Source organism: Flavobacterium sp. YO12, assembly GCF_004119495.1.
Lineage (GTDB): Bacteria > Bacteroidota > Bacteroidia > Flavobacteriales > Flavobacteriaceae > Flavobacterium.
In genome coordinates, this window is sequence record NZ_NRQU01000005.1 from 1 (window position 1) to 18,890 (window position 18,890).

The 18,890-nt window shown below is 35.6% G+C and carries 13 protein-coding genes; 1 reads left to right on the plus strand and 12 read right to left on the minus strand.

Translation table 11 applies throughout. The features are described from left to right. The first annotated feature begins 23 nt into the window (after positions 1 to 23). Complete coding sequence (locus BOW55_RS02405) at positions 24 to 542, plus strand: endonuclease V (RefSeq protein ID WP_089056335.1); 519 nt, start codon at positions 24 to 26, stop codon at positions 540 to 542. Positions 543 to 811: 269 nt separating this feature from the next. Here the strand turns inward: BOW55_RS02405 and BOW55_RS02410 are convergent, their stop codons facing one another. The 12 genes from BOW55_RS02410 to BOW55_RS02465 all read right to left on the minus strand — a co-directional run bounded on the left by BOW55_RS02410 (position 812) and on the right by BOW55_RS02465 (position 18,776). Further along, positions 812 to 3,139: a glycoside hydrolase family 20 protein gene (locus BOW55_RS02410; RefSeq protein WP_129022818.1), complete on the minus strand. Its 2,328-nt coding sequence runs from the start codon at positions 3,137 to 3,139 to the stop codon at positions 812 to 814. 236 nt (positions 3,140 to 3,375) lie between these two features. After that, positions 3,376 to 5,010, minus strand: coding sequence for a beta-N-acetylhexosaminidase (locus BOW55_RS02415; RefSeq protein ID WP_129022819.1), 1,635 nt, complete (start codon positions 5,008 to 5,010; stop codon positions 3,376 to 3,378). Positions 5,011 to 5,420: 410 nt separating this feature from the next. Beyond that, positions 5,421 to 6,275: a fumarylacetoacetate hydrolase family protein gene (locus BOW55_RS02420; RefSeq protein ID WP_129022820.1), complete on the minus strand. Its 855-nt coding sequence runs from the start codon at positions 6,273 to 6,275 to the stop codon at positions 5,421 to 5,423. A gap of 59 nt (positions 6,276 to 6,334) precedes the next feature. Then, a complete protein-coding gene (locus BOW55_RS02425) occupies positions 6,335 to 6,919 on the minus strand; it encodes an LUD domain-containing protein (RefSeq protein ID WP_129022821.1) in 585 nt (194 codons plus the stop codon). A gap of 19 nt (positions 6,920 to 6,938) precedes the next feature. After that, positions 6,939 to 8,312, minus strand: a complete 1,374-nt coding sequence (locus BOW55_RS02430) for a lactate utilization protein B (RefSeq protein WP_129022822.1) — start codon at positions 8,310 to 8,312, stop codon at positions 6,939 to 6,941. Positions 8,313 to 8,314: 2 nt separating this feature from the next. Further along, positions 8,315 to 10,570: a glycoside hydrolase N-terminal domain-containing protein gene (locus tag BOW55_RS02435; RefSeq protein WP_129022823.1), complete on the minus strand. Its 2,256-nt coding sequence runs from the start codon at positions 10,568 to 10,570 to the stop codon at positions 8,315 to 8,317. Between the two features lie 78 nt (positions 10,571 to 10,648). After that, positions 10,649 to 11,386: a (Fe-S)-binding protein gene (locus tag BOW55_RS02440; RefSeq protein ID WP_129022824.1), complete on the minus strand. Its 738-nt coding sequence runs from the start codon at positions 11,384 to 11,386 to the stop codon at positions 10,649 to 10,651. Positions 11,387 to 11,392: 6 nt separating this feature from the next. After that, positions 11,393 to 12,157, minus strand: coding sequence for an SDR family NAD(P)-dependent oxidoreductase (locus tag BOW55_RS02445; protein ID WP_129022825.1), 765 nt, complete (start codon positions 12,155 to 12,157; stop codon positions 11,393 to 11,395). 59 nt (positions 12,158 to 12,216) lie between these two features. Further along, positions 12,217 to 13,872, minus strand: coding sequence for a UxaA family hydrolase (locus BOW55_RS02450; RefSeq protein WP_129022826.1), 1,656 nt, complete (start codon positions 13,870 to 13,872; stop codon positions 12,217 to 12,219). Positions 13,873 to 13,888: 16 nt separating this feature from the next. Beyond that, entirely contained in the window at positions 13,889 to 15,178 is a 1,290-nt protein-coding gene (gene fucP, locus BOW55_RS02455; protein WP_129022827.1) for an L-fucose:H+ symporter permease, read from the minus strand. A 130-nt stretch (positions 15,179 to 15,308) separates the two neighbouring features. Beyond that, entirely contained in the window at positions 15,309 to 16,214 is a 906-nt protein-coding gene (locus BOW55_RS02460; protein WP_129022828.1) for a metallophosphoesterase, read from the minus strand. Between the two features lie 303 nt (positions 16,215 to 16,517). After that, on the minus strand, positions 16,518 to 18,776 hold the full coding sequence (locus BOW55_RS02465; protein ID WP_129022829.1) for a GH92 family glycosyl hydrolase: 2,259 nt from the start codon (positions 18,774 to 18,776) through the stop codon (positions 16,518 to 16,520). Positions 18,777 to 18,890: the final 114 nt, after the last annotated feature.

The window sequence follows — 18,890 nt, forward strand, 5'->3', positions numbered from 1 at the left end:
CTACCACTAACCCAAAAAAAACTATGACCCACAAATCTAAAATACTGGCTTTTGATACTTATTATTTTGATGGAAAAGCCAAAACCGTTTGTCTTGAATTTTTAAACTGGAATGAAAGTGAAAATTATAAAGTTCACACAGAAATAATCGAAAATGTAGAAGACTATATTCCCGGAGAATTTTACCGCAGAGAATTACCTTGCATTCTTAGTTTGTTAGATAAAATTGATTTAAAAACGGTTCAAGTAATTATTGTAGACGGTTTTGTTTATCTAGATGATGATAAAAAGTATGGTTTAGGCGGACATTTATATGAAAAACTAAATAGAGAGATTCCGATTATCGGCGTTGCCAAAACTAATTTTGCTTCTATTGAAAATGATAAAAAAGCTTTGGTAAGAGGTGATAGCAAAAAGCCATTATACGTTACAGCCATTGGTATTGACTTAGAAGATGCTTTCGAAAAAGTCGAAAGTATGGCAGGTGAATTTAGGATTCCGACTCTGTTGAAAGAAATGGATCGATTGACAAAGGAAATATAGAAAACTGGGCAGAAAATCAGCGAAACTGAGAAAACTCCAACAAAGGATTAAATCAAATAAAACAAAAAAGAGGTCAAATTTCGCGGCTTGCGAAACTGACCTCTTTTTTATACATCATTCAAATATAAAAGTATTTCTACTTTTTATAAGTAATAATCAAATTATAATGTCGCGTTTTAAAATTAGAGAAAATGAGCAATACTTCGATTTTAATTATTATTGACCTTTTGACATTACGACTTTAAAACCTTAGACTTATTTAATATTACTTACTCTACCATAATTTCATCAACAAACAGCCACGCCGATTGTCCTTCACCTGGATGGCCTTTTGGACACTGTCCTAAATTCTTGGCTGTAACACGGACAAACTTAGCTTTTTGCTCCGCAAATTGAGCGGTAAAATCTTTTATCTGAATATCCTTTTCTGAAGCGGCTATAGAGTTCGTCACTGTTTTTACTTCCTTAAAAGTAACGCCATCTTGAGATATTTCAAATTTTACATATTGCGGCAGGAATATCCATTGGCTCCAATTTTGAATACATCCCAAAGTAATACTGCTTATTGATGTACTTGCTCCCAAATCTATAGTCGCAACTAAATCATTTTCATTGAAACCGTGCCATTGTTTGCCAATATCTTTTGTCCCTCTAAAACCATCAATTAATGTATTAACTCCGTTAGCACGATAATGACTGCTGTTGGCATTTGTGTAACTTATTGTTTTTCCAGTTGCTTTATTGAAGGTAAAAGATTGTTCTGCAGGTTTTACACTCACTACTTTATTATTTATAACCGTGATTGCTTTTACGGTCATAGAACTATTTACTACAAATGGTTTTTCATATTTAATGCTGTTTGTAGATGGTGCGCTTCCGTCAGTTGTATAGTAAATTACTGCATCTATTTGATCTGTATCAAGTTCTATAAATAGTTTATTGTTTTCGACTACAGGTTTAATATCTACTTTGAAATTTCCTTTTGAATAACGGATTCCTCTTTGCTCAAAACCTACTAAATGGGGTTGTAAACGTTCAGCAAAATTTTTCCAATCACGCTGCTCTTTTTTAGACCACAATACTTCAGCTAATGCAAGCATACGAGGCAGAATCATATATTTAACATGTTCTGCAGTACTTATGTATTCTGTCCATAAATTGGCTTGCGCACCCAAAACACGTTTAGCTTCCTCGGTAGTTAATTCTACAGGAATTGGGTCATAATTATATACTTTTTTCAGCGTATTAAATCCGCCTATTGCAAGAGGTTCTGTTTCAGGATCGCCTTGATAATGGTCAAAATAATATGGAGAACCTGGTGTCATCACTACATCATGTCCCATTTTTGCCGCTTCGATTCCGCCTGCTTCTCCACGCCAGCTCATAACAGTAGCTTCTGGAGCTAATCCGCCTTCAAGAATTTCATCCCAACCGATCATTTTTCTGTTATTCGAAACCAAGAATTTTTCCATTCTGCGAATGAAATAGCTTTGTAATTCTTTCTCGTCTTTCAATTGTTCCGTTTTCATTCTGGCTTGGCATTTAGCGCAATGTTTCCAACTCGTTTTGTCTACTTCGTCTCCTCCAATATGAATATACTTTGAAGGGAAAATTGCCATCACTTCTTTCAATACATCTTGCAAGAATATAAAAGCCTGATCATTTCCTGCACAATAATTACTTTCAACTTTACTGGCTAAGAAATTTCCTGATTGCGCGAAATTATTTTTAGAATTACAAGAAAGTTCTGGATATGCCGCCATTGCAGCTTCTGAGTGACCGGGCATTTCAATCTCTGGTACAACAGTTATATTTCTTGTTTTAGCGTAAGCAACGATTTCTTTGGCTTGTTCTTGCGTATAATAACCGCCGTAAGTTGATTTACTTCTGTCGGCATTAAATTCTATTTCAGCCCAATTCCATGATTTTCCCCAATCATCAACACGCCAAGCGGCTTGTTGGGTAAGTTTAGGATATTTTTTAATTTCTAAACGCCAGCCTGCTCCATCAACTAAGTGCCAATGAAAAACATTCATTTTATACGCTGCCAGTAAATCAATAAATTCCTTTACCAATTCTGGCGAAGCAAAATGACGGCTCACATCCAACATCATCCCTCTCCATTGAAAGCGAGGATAATCTTTTATTTCCATACTTGGAATTTGAACTAAATCATTGGTACGACTAAAAGGCAGTGTCTGCAATAAGGATTGTACGCCGTAAAACAGTCCTTTGGATGTATTGGCTTTGATATGAATTACTTTTGGATTTACAGAAAGTAAATATCCTTCGTCTCCAATTTCTTTGATTTTTTCGATACTAAAAACAATCTCTTTTCCACTTGTTTTAGTATTGTTTAATTCAAATCCTGTAACTCGTTTCACGTATTCTTTAAAAAAGTGAACTACTTTTTCAGCAGCTGCATCTTTCTTATCAACTTTTATAAAAGTAGAATTATCAAAGGAAAAACTGCCTTGTTTGATCTCCAAACTTACAGGCTGTGGTATTATATGAACGGACTCCTGCGCCTGCAAATGTATTGAAAACATCAATACTGCAGCTAAAATTACGGTTGTGGTTATTTTTTTGGTTTTCATTATTAGATACAATTAGCTAAAAGTTAAGCGTTGTGGTTATTTTATTTAAACACATAGTTGCCTATGTTTTTGTTTTTTTTCACCCAGATTTAAAAAGATTTACGCCGATAAGTGCAGATTATTATTCATAGTATCTTAGTTTAAATCTGCTTTAATCTGCAGAATCTGCGTGAAATAAACTAGGCAAATAACAAAAGACAGCCCTAGTTGAGCTGTCTTTTATTGATTGCGTATTATTATTGCTCTTTAAAATAATTGGCTCCCCACATGGTATAACGTTTTTTCATGGTTTCAATTTTTGTTTGAAATTGAGACCAATCTTTTTTATCTTTTGGAGACCATAAAACTTCGCTTAAGGCACTCAAACGAGGGAATATCATGTATTCTACTTTGGCAGGATTTGCCATGTATTCTGTCCAAACATTTCCTTGCGCTCCCATAACGAATTTTGCCTGCTGCTCATTCAACTCTTTAGGAATTGGCTCGTAGCTGTATACTTTTTCTAACGGCAAGAAACCTCCAATGGTAACTTCTTTTTCGTTTTTAGTTTGCGAATGATCTAAATAAACGTGGCTTCCTGGAGTCATAATAACCTGATGGTTTTCTTTTGCTGCAGCAATTCCGCCAGCTTCTCCCTGCCAGCTCATAACGATAGCATTTGGAGCTAAACCTCCTTCTAAAATTTCATCCCAGCCAATTATAGTTCTTCCTTTTCCGTTCACATATTTTTCGATACGTTGAATAAAATAACTCTGAAGACCGTGTTCATCTTTTAAACCTTTTTCTTTTATCATCTGCTGACAAAATTCGCTTTTTTTCCAAGCGTCTTTTGGAGCTTCATCACCGCCAATGTGAATGTATTTTGAAGGGAATAACGCAATTACTTCATCCAATACATCTTCTAAAAATTTAAAAGTATTTTCAGTCGGAACAAAAATATCAGCGTGTACGCCCCAAGTTTCCTGAACGATCTTATTTCTTCCGTTAGCCATTTCTTGCTTACTCTTATCTGAAATCATATTAGCAGGAAGATTGGTTTTCTCATTAGGAAAACAGCTCAACTCAGGATAAGCAGCAATTGCAGCACTGCTGTGTCCCGGCATTTCGATTTCTGGAATTACAGTAATAAATCTATCTGAAGCATATTTTACAATGTCTTTTACTTCTTCTTGTGTATAAAAACCACCTTCTGGCGTATTATCACTTCCTTTACCTGGATATTTGCCAATGATGCTTCCGTTTCTCTTTGAACCAATTTCTGTAAGTTTTGGATACTTTTTAATTTCAATTCTCCAACCTTGATCTTCGGTTAAATGCCAATGAAAATAATTCAATTTATGCAATGCTAAATAGTCAATGTATTTTTTAACGAATGCCACTGAGAAAAAATGACGTCCAACATCAAGCATAGCACCTCTGTAAGCAAAACGAGGTTCGTCTTGAACATTTACTGATGCTATTGCAAGATTACTGCTTTTTTCTGCAGGCAGTAATTGAATAAGAGTTTGAATTCCGTAGAAAGTTCCAATAGGAGAATTTCCTGTAATTTCGACACCATTTTTATCAGATTTCAAACTATATCCTTCACCTTTAAGCCCTTGAATATTTTTAAGACTTGTTAATTTGATATAATTCTTGGTTGCTTTTTTTACTACTGGCAATACAAAACCATAGTAATCAGATAAATAACCATTTAAAAAAGCTGCTGAAGCATTATCTTCTTTATTGGCAGCGACCAAACTTGTTTGTGCATTAATCACAAAACTCCCAGTATTCTTAACAACTTTTACGGGTTGCGGGATAATATTTACTTCTTGTGCAAACGACACCGTGCAGCATAACAGAAGCGAAAAGAGAAATGACTTAACCATATTTACTATTTTTTAATTATTTTAAAATTATAAATTCTTTGTGTGTACGATAACACTTTTTAAGCAAATCATAATAAATTTACTTAAAATCACAATCCCGATAACAATCAAGACAGATTTTAAGTCTGAAAAAAAAGATACTTTTTGTACAAAATCAGCAAAGCTAGGAATTTTGACAAAAGCTTATCTTCAAAAATGGCTTACGCATTTTTGTCATCTCGAGGAACGAGGGATCTCCGCAAAATAAATTACCAATCTTTGTCGAGCTGCTTACGGAGATCCCTCGTTCCTCGGGATGACAAGATTGTGGTTGTTTTTTGTAAACCATTTTTTAGATCTTTATCAAAAGCTCATTGTGCTTTTGATTTAAATCTCTGTTCTAATATACTATAATAACAGGTTGCATTATTTTATTTCGTATAAGCCACAGCATGTTGTTTACTGCTGCCTAAACCATCCATTCCTAATTCAATCACATCTCCTGCTTTGATGTAAATAGGTTCTGGTTTAATTCCTAAACCTACACCGGGAGGCGTTCCTGTGCTGATAATATCACCCGGAAGCAAAGTCATAAACTGGCTTAAATAATGCACTAAAAACGGAATTTTGAATACCAAATTTGAGGTGTTACTGTTTTGGAACTTTTTTCCGTTTACAGTTAACCACATTGGTATATTATTCACATCTGCAATTTCGTCCTGAGTTGCTAAAAAAGGTCCAAGCGGCGCAAATGTGTCGCTTCCTTTTCCTTTTGCCCATTGTCCTCCACGTTCGATCTGAAAAGCTCTTTCGCTGTAATCATTCAATAAAGCATAACCTGCAACATAATCTAAAGCTTCGGCTTCTTCTACATAACTTGCTTTTTTTCCTACTACAAAAGCCAGTTCAATTTCCCAATCCGTTTTTTCGCTGTTCTTTGGAATAATCAAATTATCATTTGGTCCGCACAGTGAAGTTGTGGATTTAAAAAAGATAATCGGCTCTGCTGGAATTGGTGCATTGGTTTCATGACAATGATCCACATAATTTAATCCAATACAAATTATTTTTGAAGGTCTTGCTACTGGAGAACCTAAACGTACATTTGAATCCACTTCTGGTAAAACAGGGTTATTTTCTAATGCTTTTTTTAATTTCTCTAGTCCGTTTTCTTCAAAAAATGCTTCATTATAATCTGTTACTATTGAAGATACATCAAATCTTTTTTCATCTATTAAAATACCCGGTTTTTCTTTACCAGCTTCTCCAAATCGTATTAGTTTCATTTTATTCTTATTTAATATATTATACTTTGTCTTATTTGTTTAAAGTTTATTTTTGCCGATTATTCAATTACATAAATCACAGCACTTCTAGCTCCATGCGCTCCTATTACCAATGATTGTTCAATGTCGGCTGTTTTAGATGGTCCTGCTATAAAAGCACCGAATCCTTCTTTCGACACATCTATTTTTTCATAAGCTTGATGTAAAGTGTCAACAATATTTCTTTTCTCGATTACTAAAACCAAATGCTGGCAAATAAAGGGAACGAGTCTGTTGATCATCTCACTTTCGTAAACCCAAACAGCACCATTCTCTGCAACTCCAATTGTTCCTTTTACATAAGCTTTTTCAACTTTCTCTAATTCAGATGCTGCTAAAAAAGCGGCTTGTTCGTCTACTTCACCAAGTGCAGCGATTGTATTTACAACAAAACTTCCGTTCTGCTTATCCGCTTTTAATTGATCTATCAGTATTCTAATATCTGTAATCAATTCGGTTTTTCCGCCAATACTTTCTAAAACTGTTTTAAACTGCACATATACATCATCATACTGAATTACAACGCTGCTGTCAATAACAGGAATCTCAATAAATTCAGGCTGATTCATTGCTATAGCATTCAATATGTTTTCTCTTGCGCTCATTTTTTTATTGTCTGATATTTTAATTTTGGCTTTTCTTATTCTTTAAATACCAATCTCTAAAAGATTCTTTTGGAGGAACTGGCATTTCTCTTTGCTTGAACCAAACATTTAGTTTATTATTTACCATAAAAGGGAATAACTGCATACTTCTTCTCCCAACTTTTCCCATCAAACGATAGATTTTAGGATTTGAAAACAGGAAATTCATTCCTTTCATGCTTATTTTTTTACTTGTTGCAGCATAACCTTCGGAAACAATCACTTGTCTCCATTTCCATAACTGTTCGTGAATGTTGATTTTTACAGGACATACATTACTGCAGCTTCCGCATAAAGTTGAAGCAAATGGCAGATCGGCATTAGCTTTCATATCTAAATTTGGATTTAGAATAGAACCAATAGGTCCTGCTACAGCTGTATGGTAACTATGTCCGCCGCTTCTTCGATATACAGGGCAAGTGTTGAAACAGGCTGCGCAGCGAATGCATTTTAAGGAATTTCTAAAATCTTCTCTTCCTAGTTGTTTACTGCGGCCATTATCTACAATCACAATATGCATTTCCTGATTCGGTCTTGGTTTATGAAAGTGACTTGAATAAGTAGTAATAGGCTGGCCAGTGGCACTTCTGGCTAATAATCTCAAAAACACTGATAAATGTGCTGCTTTTGGAATTAATTTTTCAAAGCCCATACAGGCAATGTGCACTGGAGCTGTGTGTGCTCCCATATCGGCATTTCCTTCATTGGTACAAACTACAAAACCGCCCGTTTCTGCAATAGCAAAATTAACTCCAGTAATTGCTAAATCAGATTCTACAAATTTATTTCGCAAGTGTTGTCTTGCTGCCTCGGTCAAATATTGCGGATCATTATTTCCCTTTTCTGTTTGTAAATGTTCATTAAAAGTGGCACTTACATCTTCTTTTTTTAAGTGAATTGCCGGAAGTACAATATGACTTGGCGGTTCTTTTCTAAATTGAACAATACGTTCTCCCAAATCGGTATCGACTACTTCAATTCCGTTATGCTGTAAATATTCATTCAAATGACATTCTTCGGTAAGCATACTCTTGCTCTTCACAATTTTCTGAATACCATGTTTTTTAATGATTTTATGAACAATTTCATTATGTTCTTTCGCATCTGAAGCCCAATGAACTTTTATGCCATTGGCAGTGGCTTTTTCTTCAAATTCTTTTAAATAATTGGAAAGATTAGAAATTGTGGCGTTTTTAATCTGCGATCCCCATTCACGCAGCTGCTCCCATTCGGGCAAACCATGCGCAGCTTTGTCTCGTTTTTCACGAACAAACCACAAAGTTTCGTCGTGCCAATTGGTTCTTGGCTCGTCTGCTATAAACTTTTCTGCTAAATCAGCATGGGTTGTTTTCATAATTACTTTTTACTAATCTCTTTCAATTCTGCATTAAACGTATAACTTTTGCCTGGCTGTGTCGTGATTTCAATATTGTTATTACCGTTTTGCAATTTACAAACTCCACCAACTTTTGATAGTACTTTTACGCTCACCAATTTACCTTGTTCCCATTTCATATCTACTTCAAACCCGCCTCTGGCACATAAACCTTTTACTTCTCCTTTTTTCCAAGTCTTTGGAAGTGCTGGAAGTAACTCAATTTTATCTGTTTGGCTTTGAATAAGCATTTCAGCCATAGCAGCAGTAATTCCAAAATTTCCATCTAATTGAAATGGCGGATGATTGCAAAATAAATTAGGTAAAGTATTGTATGTAAGCAATCCGCGAAGCATAATGGCTGCACGGTCGCCTTCGCCTAAACGCGCCCAAATTGCACAGCGCCAAGGCCAAGTCCATGAGCGGCGGCTGTCACCAACAGTAGACTCAACGGTAAAAGGTGTGTTTTCATTTTTTCCAAAATTTCCACTTCTGCTGCGCAATGAAAGAATAGCTCCTTTGGCTAGTTCCGGCGTAGTAGAAATACTAATTTGACGTCCTGGATATACCGCAAAAAGATGCGATGTATGGCGATGCTCATCATTTGGGTCATCCCGGTCTGCTTGCCATTCCTGCAATTGTCCCCATTTTCCAATTTTATTTGGAGCTAAACGTGCTTGCATATCCGCTACTTTCTTTTGATAATCATTATCAATGCTAAGTACTTTGGCTGCGTCTAGATAGTTTTGGAACAAATCCCAAACCAACTGCTGATCCATCATTACTCCATCTTCGCGCGGACCATGCTCAGGCGACCATCCATTTGGAACCATTAATTGTCCATTTGGCATCATTTTTAAATTGTCTTCCCAATATTCGCAAACTTCTTTAATAATAGGATATGCCGTACGACGTAAATAATCATTATCCTTCGTAAATGCCCAATGTTCGTATACATGTTGCGCATACCAAGCACTTGCGGGTATATTCCATTCCCAGCCATTTCCACCAAATATATTTTGACTAGTTCGAGCTGTCCAGCCGCGTGTTTTTTCTCCAAAAGCTTTGCGAGTAGCAATACGACAAGGCTCTTGAGCTGCAACGATAAAATCAATCAATGGCAAATGACATTCTGATAAATTAGTCGATTCTACTGCCCAATAATTCATTTGCACATTAATATTATTGTGATAATCACTTGCCCATGCAGGTGTATTGCTGTCATTCCATAAACCTTGCAAATTAGCAGGCAAACCTCCACGACGAGAACTGCTTGCTAATAAATAACGGCCATATTGAAACATCGTTTCTTCCAAATCAAGATCAACTCCGCCAGCGGCATATTTTTTTAAGCGTTCATCGGTTGGTAAAATAGAAGTTGATGCATCCGTATTTCCTATATTCAAGTATACTCGCGAAAGCAACGAACTCAAATCTTTTATGTGAGCTGCCTTCAGTTTTTCATAACCTTTGGCTTTAGCTGCCGCTAATTCTTTCTCAATACGCGGCATTGGATCTTCTCCTCGCCAATCTGACTTAAAATCAGGTTTATAGTTTGTTCTGGCATTTAAAATCAATGTTAATGAATTACAGTTTTCAAAAATCAATTTTTCACCTTCAAAGCGTATTTTTCCTCCTTTATTTTGTACCAAAAGTTTGGCTGCATATTTCAGTTTATTCGGCATTTCTCCTATAAAACTTATGCTATTTGTACTGGCTTTGCTTATTGCACCTTGAGCTGAATGAAGAGAAATTGTTCCTGAAAAACCATTCTTTCCATTAGCTTTATATTCAAAAACCATTACTTGATCTGGATAACTGGCAAAACCTTCACGACTAATTTTTATATTATTCTGAGTAAAATTAGTTTGATGAATTCCTGTCGAAATATCAAGCGAACGGGAATAATTAGAATAAGCACTTTTATTTGTAAAATCAATTGTGATTTCTCCAAAATTACGGTACGAACCAAATCCGCGATCGCCTGTTTCATACTCTCCATCCCAGTTGTTATCACCCGACCAAAGGCTTTGTTCATTAAACTGAATAACTTCTTGTTCAACTCCACCAAAAAACATAGCTCCCAACCGTCCATTTCCAATAGGTAAAGCTTCAGCAGACCATTTCACGGCCGGCTGTTTATACCATAGTTTTATGGGTTGATTCTTCTGTGCCAAACAGACTGAATCAACAAATAATACAAGTACTAAAAGCGTAAATAATTTAATTTTATTCATTATTCTGAATATGCAATTAATGATGACTATATCATTTACTCCCTCGATTTAAGTCGAAGAAATTTTCTAATCTCTTACTTATAAACCATTATTCAATATTTCGGCAATATGAATAGTTTTTGTTTTACTTCCTTGTCGTTTTAATATTCCTTCTAAATGCATTAAACAACTGGTATCTCCTCCGGTAATATAATCTACTTGATTATCTTCGTGCTCTTTTACTCTGTCCTTACCCATTTTTACGCTTACTGCTTCTTCAAACACACAAAAAGTACCTCCAAAACCACAACATTCATCGTTTCGTTTGGGTTTACTTAATGTGATACCGTTTACCATTTTTAGTAATTGCTCGGGTTTCGAAAATTCAGGCAGCACTCTTTCTGTCATTGATGAAAGATGTAAGCCTCTTTGTCCGTGACAACTATTGTGTAAGCCCACTTTGAATGGAAAACTAGCATTAATGCTTTCTACTTTTAGAACATCTGTTAGAAACTCTGTAAGTTCATAAACTGAATTACGAATGTGTAATGCTGCTTGCGGATTTTCTAAATCCTGCAAATGTTCTTTTACATGCAAAACACAACTTCCACATGGAGCTACTATATAATCGAATCCTGTAAAATTTTTAACAAAATTCTTATCACAGCCTTTACTTAAACTGGCAAAACCGCTATTAGCCATTGGCTGGCCGCAGCAGGTTTGTTCCAAAGGAAAAGTAACATCACACCCCAGTTTTTCTAATAGTTGCAAAGCAGCAATACCCACATTTGGGTAAAACTGATCTATATAGCAGGGTATGAATAAGGCAACTTTCATTGTAATTTAATTATTTAATTTTATAAAACCTCCATCTATAGGATAATCGCAACCGGTAACAAAACCAGATTCATCGCTGCATAAAAACAAAGCTAAAGCTGCAACTTCATCTGGTTTTGCCATACGTCCGATAGGCTGAGATTTTGATAATTTTTCGAACATTTCTTCTTCTTTACCCGGATAGTTTTTGGCAATAAATCCGTCTACAAATGGCGTATGCACGCGTGCTGGTGAAATAGAATTACAACGAATATTTTCGCTCATATAATCTCTCGCTATTGATAAGGTCATTGCCATTACAGCGCCTTTGGCTGTAGAATAGGCAAATCGATCCGAGATTCCCACCCAAGCCGCAATAGAAGCCATATTTACAATAACACCTCCGCCAGAATTTCTAAATTGTGGTATAGATGCATGCAAACAATTGTATACACCTTTTACATTCACGCTCATCACTCTGTCAAAATCTGCTTCGGGAGTAGTGTCTACTTTACCTACGTGAGCGATTCCGGCATTGTTTACCAAAATATTGATATTTCCAATTTTATCAAATGTAGCTGTTACTTCTTGTTGGTTCGCAACATTACAAGCGTGTGAAAATACTTTTCCTCCATTTGCTTTTATTTCATCAACGGCGCTTTTAGCACTTTCTTCTGTTAATTCGACAATGTGAACTTCGGCTCCTTGCTTTGCAAATAAAACTGAAATGGCTTTCCCTATTCCGCTTCCGCCGCCAGTAACAACTGCTTTTTTGTTTTGTAATGAAAACATATGATTAGATTTTTTGATCTTTTAGATTATTAGATATTAAGAGTTACGATTTATAATTATTACAATGATACTCCTCGTTTCCACGGAATAAAATCGTCTTGATTTAATAATACTGCTTTTGGAATAATTTCACCACTGGCTGCTTTGATACAATATTCTAAAATATCTTCGCCCATTTCTTCGATGCTTTTTTCACCGCTGATAATTGGGCCACAGTCAATATCTATAATGTCGCTCATTTTTTTAGCTAAAACCGAATTTGTCGCTACTTTGATTACTGGACAAACCGGATTTCCTGTTGGAGTTCCTAATCCTGTTGTAAACAATATTAATGTCGCCCCAGATGCTGCTTTTCCTGTTGTTGCTTCTACATCGTTTCCTGGTGTGCAAACTAAACTTAAACCTGCTTTTGTAGCTGGTTCAGTATAATCTAATACATCAATTACAGGAGCGGTTCCTCCTTTTTTGGCAGCACCGGCACTTTTTATTGCATCGGTTATTAAGCCGTCTTTAATGTTTCCTGGAGATGGATTCATATGAAATCCTGAACCTACTTTATGTGCTAATGCATCATAAGACTGCATTAAATCAATGAACTTTTTTGCTGTTTCTTCTGATGTACAACGATCGATAAGATTTTGCTCGACACCGCACAATTCAGGAAATTCTGCTAACAATACTTTACCGCCCAAAGCCACCAGCAAATCTGATGTATAACCTACTGCAGGATTTGCCGAAACACCGCTGAAACCATCGCTTCCACCGCATTTAACTCCTAAACATAATTCGCTCAAAGGTGCTGGAGTTCGTTCTTGTTTGTTTATTTCAATTAATCCTTCAAATGTTTTTTTAATGGCATCTGCGATTAATTGTTCTTCACTTTTTGATTGCTGCTGCTCAAAAATGTATAATGGTTTATCAAAAGATGGATTTTGTTTTTTGACATCGTTTGTAAAATCTTGTACTTGCAAATGCTGACATCCTAAACTAAGTACTGTTATTCCAGCAACATTTGGATGATTTGCATATGATGCTAGTAAGGCACTTAAGGTAGCCGAATCTTGGCGTGTGCCTCCGCATCCTCCTTGGTGATTTAAAAATTTTATACCGTCTACGTTTTTAAAAACCTTATTTGTATAAGGTTCTGGAACTAACTGAACGTCAATTGAATCTAAACTTTTACCATTCTTATAAGCTTGAAGTAAAGCATGAGTATACTGAGTGTATTTATCACTTACAGAATACCCTAACTCATTATGTAAAGCTTCGCGTATTACATCCAAATTTCTATTTTCGCAAAAAACTGTTGGTACAAATAACCAATAATTAGCAGTTCCTACTCGACCGTCATTTCTTTTATATCCATTAAAAGTTCTGTCTTTATATTTTGAAACATCTGGCGCCTGCCATTCAAAATCTACATCACGATATTTATAAGGCTCAGCTGCATGTTTAAGGTTTTCAGTCGTCATTAGACTTCCTTTTGCAACATCACATTGTACTTTTCCAACCAAAACGCCGTACATAATAATTTCATCTCCCGCTCTCAAATTGGTTGTATAAAACTTATGCTTTGCCTTGATTGTGTCCTGTAATAGGAAAGTTTCATTCTCAAAAACTACACTTTCTCCTTTAGACAAATCTGTTAAAGCCACCAGTACATTATCATCTGGGTGCATTTTTATAACCAATCTTTTACTTCCGTTTTCTAACATATTATATAAATAGAATTTATGCTTTATTTGTTTTATGTCCGTTAAATGCAAACAATAGAATTACCGAGAAACAGGTCAATGGAACAACATAACCATATTGAATACTTCCTGTAATATCCGAAATCAGTCCTAAAACAGGAGGAAGCAATGCTCCACCAACAATTGACATTACGATTAATGAAGAACCAATTTTTGTATTATGTCCAAGTCCCTCAATTCCCATTGAAAAAATCGTTGGGAACATGATACTCATAAAAAATGCTATTGCTATTAAGGTATAAACCACTAACATTCCTGTTCCTGTTATGGCTACTATTGATAAGCCAATATTAATAATGGCATAAATGATTAATAATTTTCTAGGCTGTATGTATTGCATGAAGAATGTACCTGCGAATCGTCCAAGCATAAATGCCAAGCCAAAAAAACCTAAATATTTGGCTGCAACACCTTCTGCAAGTCCAGCAGAAGTTGTCGCCATTTTAATAAAAAAGCTTCCAACGCAAACTTGGGCTCCTACATAAAAAAACTGCGCTAAAATCCCCCAACGTAAGCGCAGTGATTTCAAGGCTCCGGCAAAACTTGCGCCGTCAGCTCCTTCTTTATCTTCATCTTTTACATCCGGCATATTCGTAAAATAAAACAAAACTGCTACTGCCAAAATAATTAGTCCTAAAACTAAATACGGCATTTTTACACTCGCTGCTTCCTCTAAAACATAAGCATGCAATTCGGCAGGCGCCATAGCGTCCATTTGAGCTTGAGTTAGATTTTTACCTGATAAGATCATTGGGCCGATATAGGCTGGAGCAATAAAAGCAGCTAATCCGTTGAATGATTGAGAGAAATTTAATCTTTTTGTAGCTGTTTCCGCAGGTCCTAATATGGTTACATATGGATTTGCTGCTGTTTCTAAAAAAGTAAGTCCGCAGGCGATAACAAATAAAGCTCCTAAAAAGTAAATGTATTGCAGTGAATTGGCGGCTGGAACAAACAAAATGGAACCAATACCAAATAGAACCAACCCAATCATAATACCTGATTTGTAACCGTACTTTCGCATGATATAACCTGCTGGCAATGCCATAACAAAATAGGCAATAAAAACGGAAGAATCTATTAAAGACGATTCTAGGTCTGTAAGATTAAACGCTTTTCGTAAATGCGGAATAAGTATTGGATCTAGATTGTGTACAAAACCCCAGAAAAAGAATAAACTGGTAACTAATATAAAAGGAAAAAGCCATTTCTTATTTTCTTTTGTACCAGTCTCTTTTTGAACATCCAACTGTGTTATTAATGCCATATGCTTTTTATTAAAATTATACTTTTTTACGATTATAAAAATATAATACTTAAAGTATAATTATTAATTCAATATTACCCTTGTTTAATTATTAATTGTCTATTATGATAATTTTAAACAAAAAGTACCTTTAAAAAGAATGAGGATAATATTGATTTACTACAGATCCATCTTCAAACAGATCAATAATAGCGTATCCCGGAGGCGTTTGTTTATAGTAGCTTTTTCCTGCCGAGTCTTTGTCTCCTGGTTCCCACCAAAAACCGCTCAAAGCGCCATTACAGTAATAATGTACATTGTTGTAAACGGCTTCATCCTTTAAATGAATGTGTCCGCTTAAACAAGTAATCTTTTTATCTTTATGTTTATAAAAAAGATCACTGATGTATTTTGAATCGGTGTGGTTTCCTCCGTCAACATGAGTACAAACGGCAAGAATAGGAAAATGACTCATGCAGACAACTGGTGTACCAACAGGCAAACTTTGTAGATCTTTTTCTAGCCATAAACGCTGTTCGTCGTCTAATGAACCACCGCCGTTATTACTGTCTAGAATCACAAAATGCCATCCTCTTTTATCAAAGCTGTAATAGCGGTTTGGGATTCCTAATTGCTTTACAACATAATCTTTCCCATACATAGTATCTAGCTTGTTTGGCGCTGCCCACCACATATCGTGATTTCCGAGACAACTGTGCAATTCAAAACCGCTGATTCCTTTGGTTGTATCATTCCAAATTTTCCATAGTTCATTTACTCTTTCGCGCGTAATATTATCATAATCTGCTGCAAAAATGGAATCTCCGCCATTGAGAAAAAAATCTACTTTGTGTTTCTTTATTTCTTCTAAGCATTTTATAAATCGATCTGGCGCATTTTCTTCTGGCCGAATATGCACATCGGTAATATGTGCAATTCGCAAAACTCTTTTCGATTTAGTACTTTTCTCTGCTGCAGAAATAATAGAACTTGAACCTGTTAACGCTACAGTTCCAGCAGTCAAACCAATATATTTTAGTAAATCTCTTCTTTTCATCTTGTTATTTGTATATTATAATTTCTCTCGCAGATTGAGCAGATTTTATTTTAAAATCTAATTTTTTACACGATTGAATAGGAATAAAATTGGCAACAAAAAGGGCTTTAACCAAACTCTTAAATTTTGGCTAAAGCCCTAAATATCCATTTTACTATTTACATCCATCTGAAGCTGGACGCTATTCGCTCATATAACTAACTATTTGTTTTTCAAATAAGTAAAACACCTTTTTTAAGAATTCTAAATCTATGTTTCTATATGTTATTTACACCAAGCGATTCAATACTATAAATTCAATATTTATTTCACCGAATAAGGTCTGTCTTTTGCCGCAACTCCCCACGTTTTAGAAGGCTTGTCTCCCATTGTAAAAATTAACTCGCCGCCTTTCATAATATCCGAATGAAGAATATAACTCTGAGTATAAGACTTTCCGTTTAAAGTTGCTTTTTGAATGTAGATATTCTTTGCACTGTTGTTTAATGCTTTTACAGTAAAACTTTTTCCATCCGCTAAATTCAATGTTGATTCGTCCATACTTGGGCTTCCGAAAACATAAATTCCATTGAATGGATTTACAGAATACATTCCCATTGCGCTCCAAATATACCAAGCTGACATTTGCCCGACATCTTCATTTCCGCACAATCCATCTGGTTTATCGCTGTATAAATTATCAACGATGTAACGTACTTTTTCAGCTGTTTTCCAAGGTTGTCCAACGAAATTATAAAGGTATGTAATATGATGACTCGGCTCGTTTCCGTGTGCATACTGTCCAATTAAACCTGTAATATCACTAGAAGCTTCTGCACCCATATCGCCTGTTATTGTAAACAAAGTATCTAGTTTTTTTGTAAATGACTTTTCACCGCCCAGCATAGCTATTAATCCTTCTACATCATGAGGCACTAACCAAGTATACTGCCATGCATTTCCCTCGGCAAAATCATCTTTCATGTGTGCCGATTTAAACGGATCAAAAGGGGTTCTCCATTGCGTATCACTTACTTTTCCACGTACAAAAGTCGTTGAAGGATCGTAATATTTTTTGTAGGCTTTTGAGCGATTAATGAAATAATTGTAATCTTCGGTTTTGCCCATTTTTTTTGCCATCATTGCAATTGCTCCATCTGAGATAGAATATTCCATACCAATAGCTACTGATTCTCTCAAACTATCTGCTGGAATGTAACCTATTTTTTTTACGAAATTCAATCCGCGATCGTCCTGCATTGCTGTTGCTTTCACCGCTTCGAAAGCCAACTCGCCATCGATTCCTTTGATGCCTTTTAAATACGCATCAGCAACAATCTGAATTGCACTATTTCCAGGCATACAATAGGTTTCATTTCCCATTAAATGCCAAACTGGAAGATGTCCAGTTTCTTTATAAATCGCCAGCATCGAATTAATAATATCCGAAACTTTATCGGTTTGCGTTAGCGTAAACAAAGGATTTGCTCCTCTGTAAGTATCCCACAACGAAAATGTGGTTAAATTGGTAAATCCTGCTGCTCTATGGACTTGTTTGTCTGAACCGTAATAATCTCCATTGCTGTCATTGTAAGTCGATGGCGCAATCATGGTGTGATATAAAGCGGTATAAAATGTTCTCATTTTAGTAATATCTTTCGATTTTACCTCAATTTTATTCAACTCTTTGTTCCATTTTTCATCCGCTTGAGCAGCCACTTTTTCGAAGTTCCAGCCTGAAATTTCTTTTTTAATATTCATTAAAGCGTTTTCTGTACTTACTGCCGAAATTCCTACTTTAATTTTAATCACTTCATCTTTTAAAGTTGAAAACTGAAGTACTGCTTTGGCACTATCTCCCAAAACCACTTTATTAATCATCTCTTTTGTATTGTTGTACAACTGGATTTTTTTAGCTGGTTTTGACAAAATAGCTGCAAAGTAAATACGCTGATCCGGTGCCCAGCCTTTCGAAAAACGATACCCTTCAATCAATGTATCATTTTTAACTCTGATATAAGTATCTACTGCTTTATCCCAGCCAATTCCTTCCACTAAATCTAAAACGATATGTGATTTATCTGAAGCGGGAAAAGTATATTTCTGAAAACCAACTCGCTCCGAAGCCGTCATTTCAGCTTTGATTCCGTTTTTCTTTAAAATAACAGAGTAATAACCTGGTTTTGCAACTTCATCTTTATGATCGAAACCTGAGATATAACCGTTTTCCATGTCTTTGGCGGTTCCTTTTTTCAGATTGATTTTACCAACAGCGGGCATAAAAAGTAAATCTCCAAGATCACCAATTCCAGTTCCGCTTAAATGCGTGTGTGAAAATCCAATAATTGTTGGGTCAGAATAATGATAACCCGAACACCAATCCCAGCCTTGTGAGATGTTTACTGGTCCTAATTGAACACCTCCAAAAGGAACATTCGCTCCCATAAAAACGTGTCCGTGAAATCCTGTTCCAATAAACGGATCTACATATTGCGTTAAATTTTGTTTACTAGTCTGTCCTTGCATTTGCAGGCAGCAAAGACCTAAAATTGCAAAAAATGTTGATTTTAAATTTTTATTCATATTTTTTTATTTGATATATCTTATTGTAATCTGAAAAAGTTTTTTGCCACGAATTACACGAATTAGCACTAATTTCTAGCAAAGCAAACCTGAGCCTCTTTACTCTTTACTCTT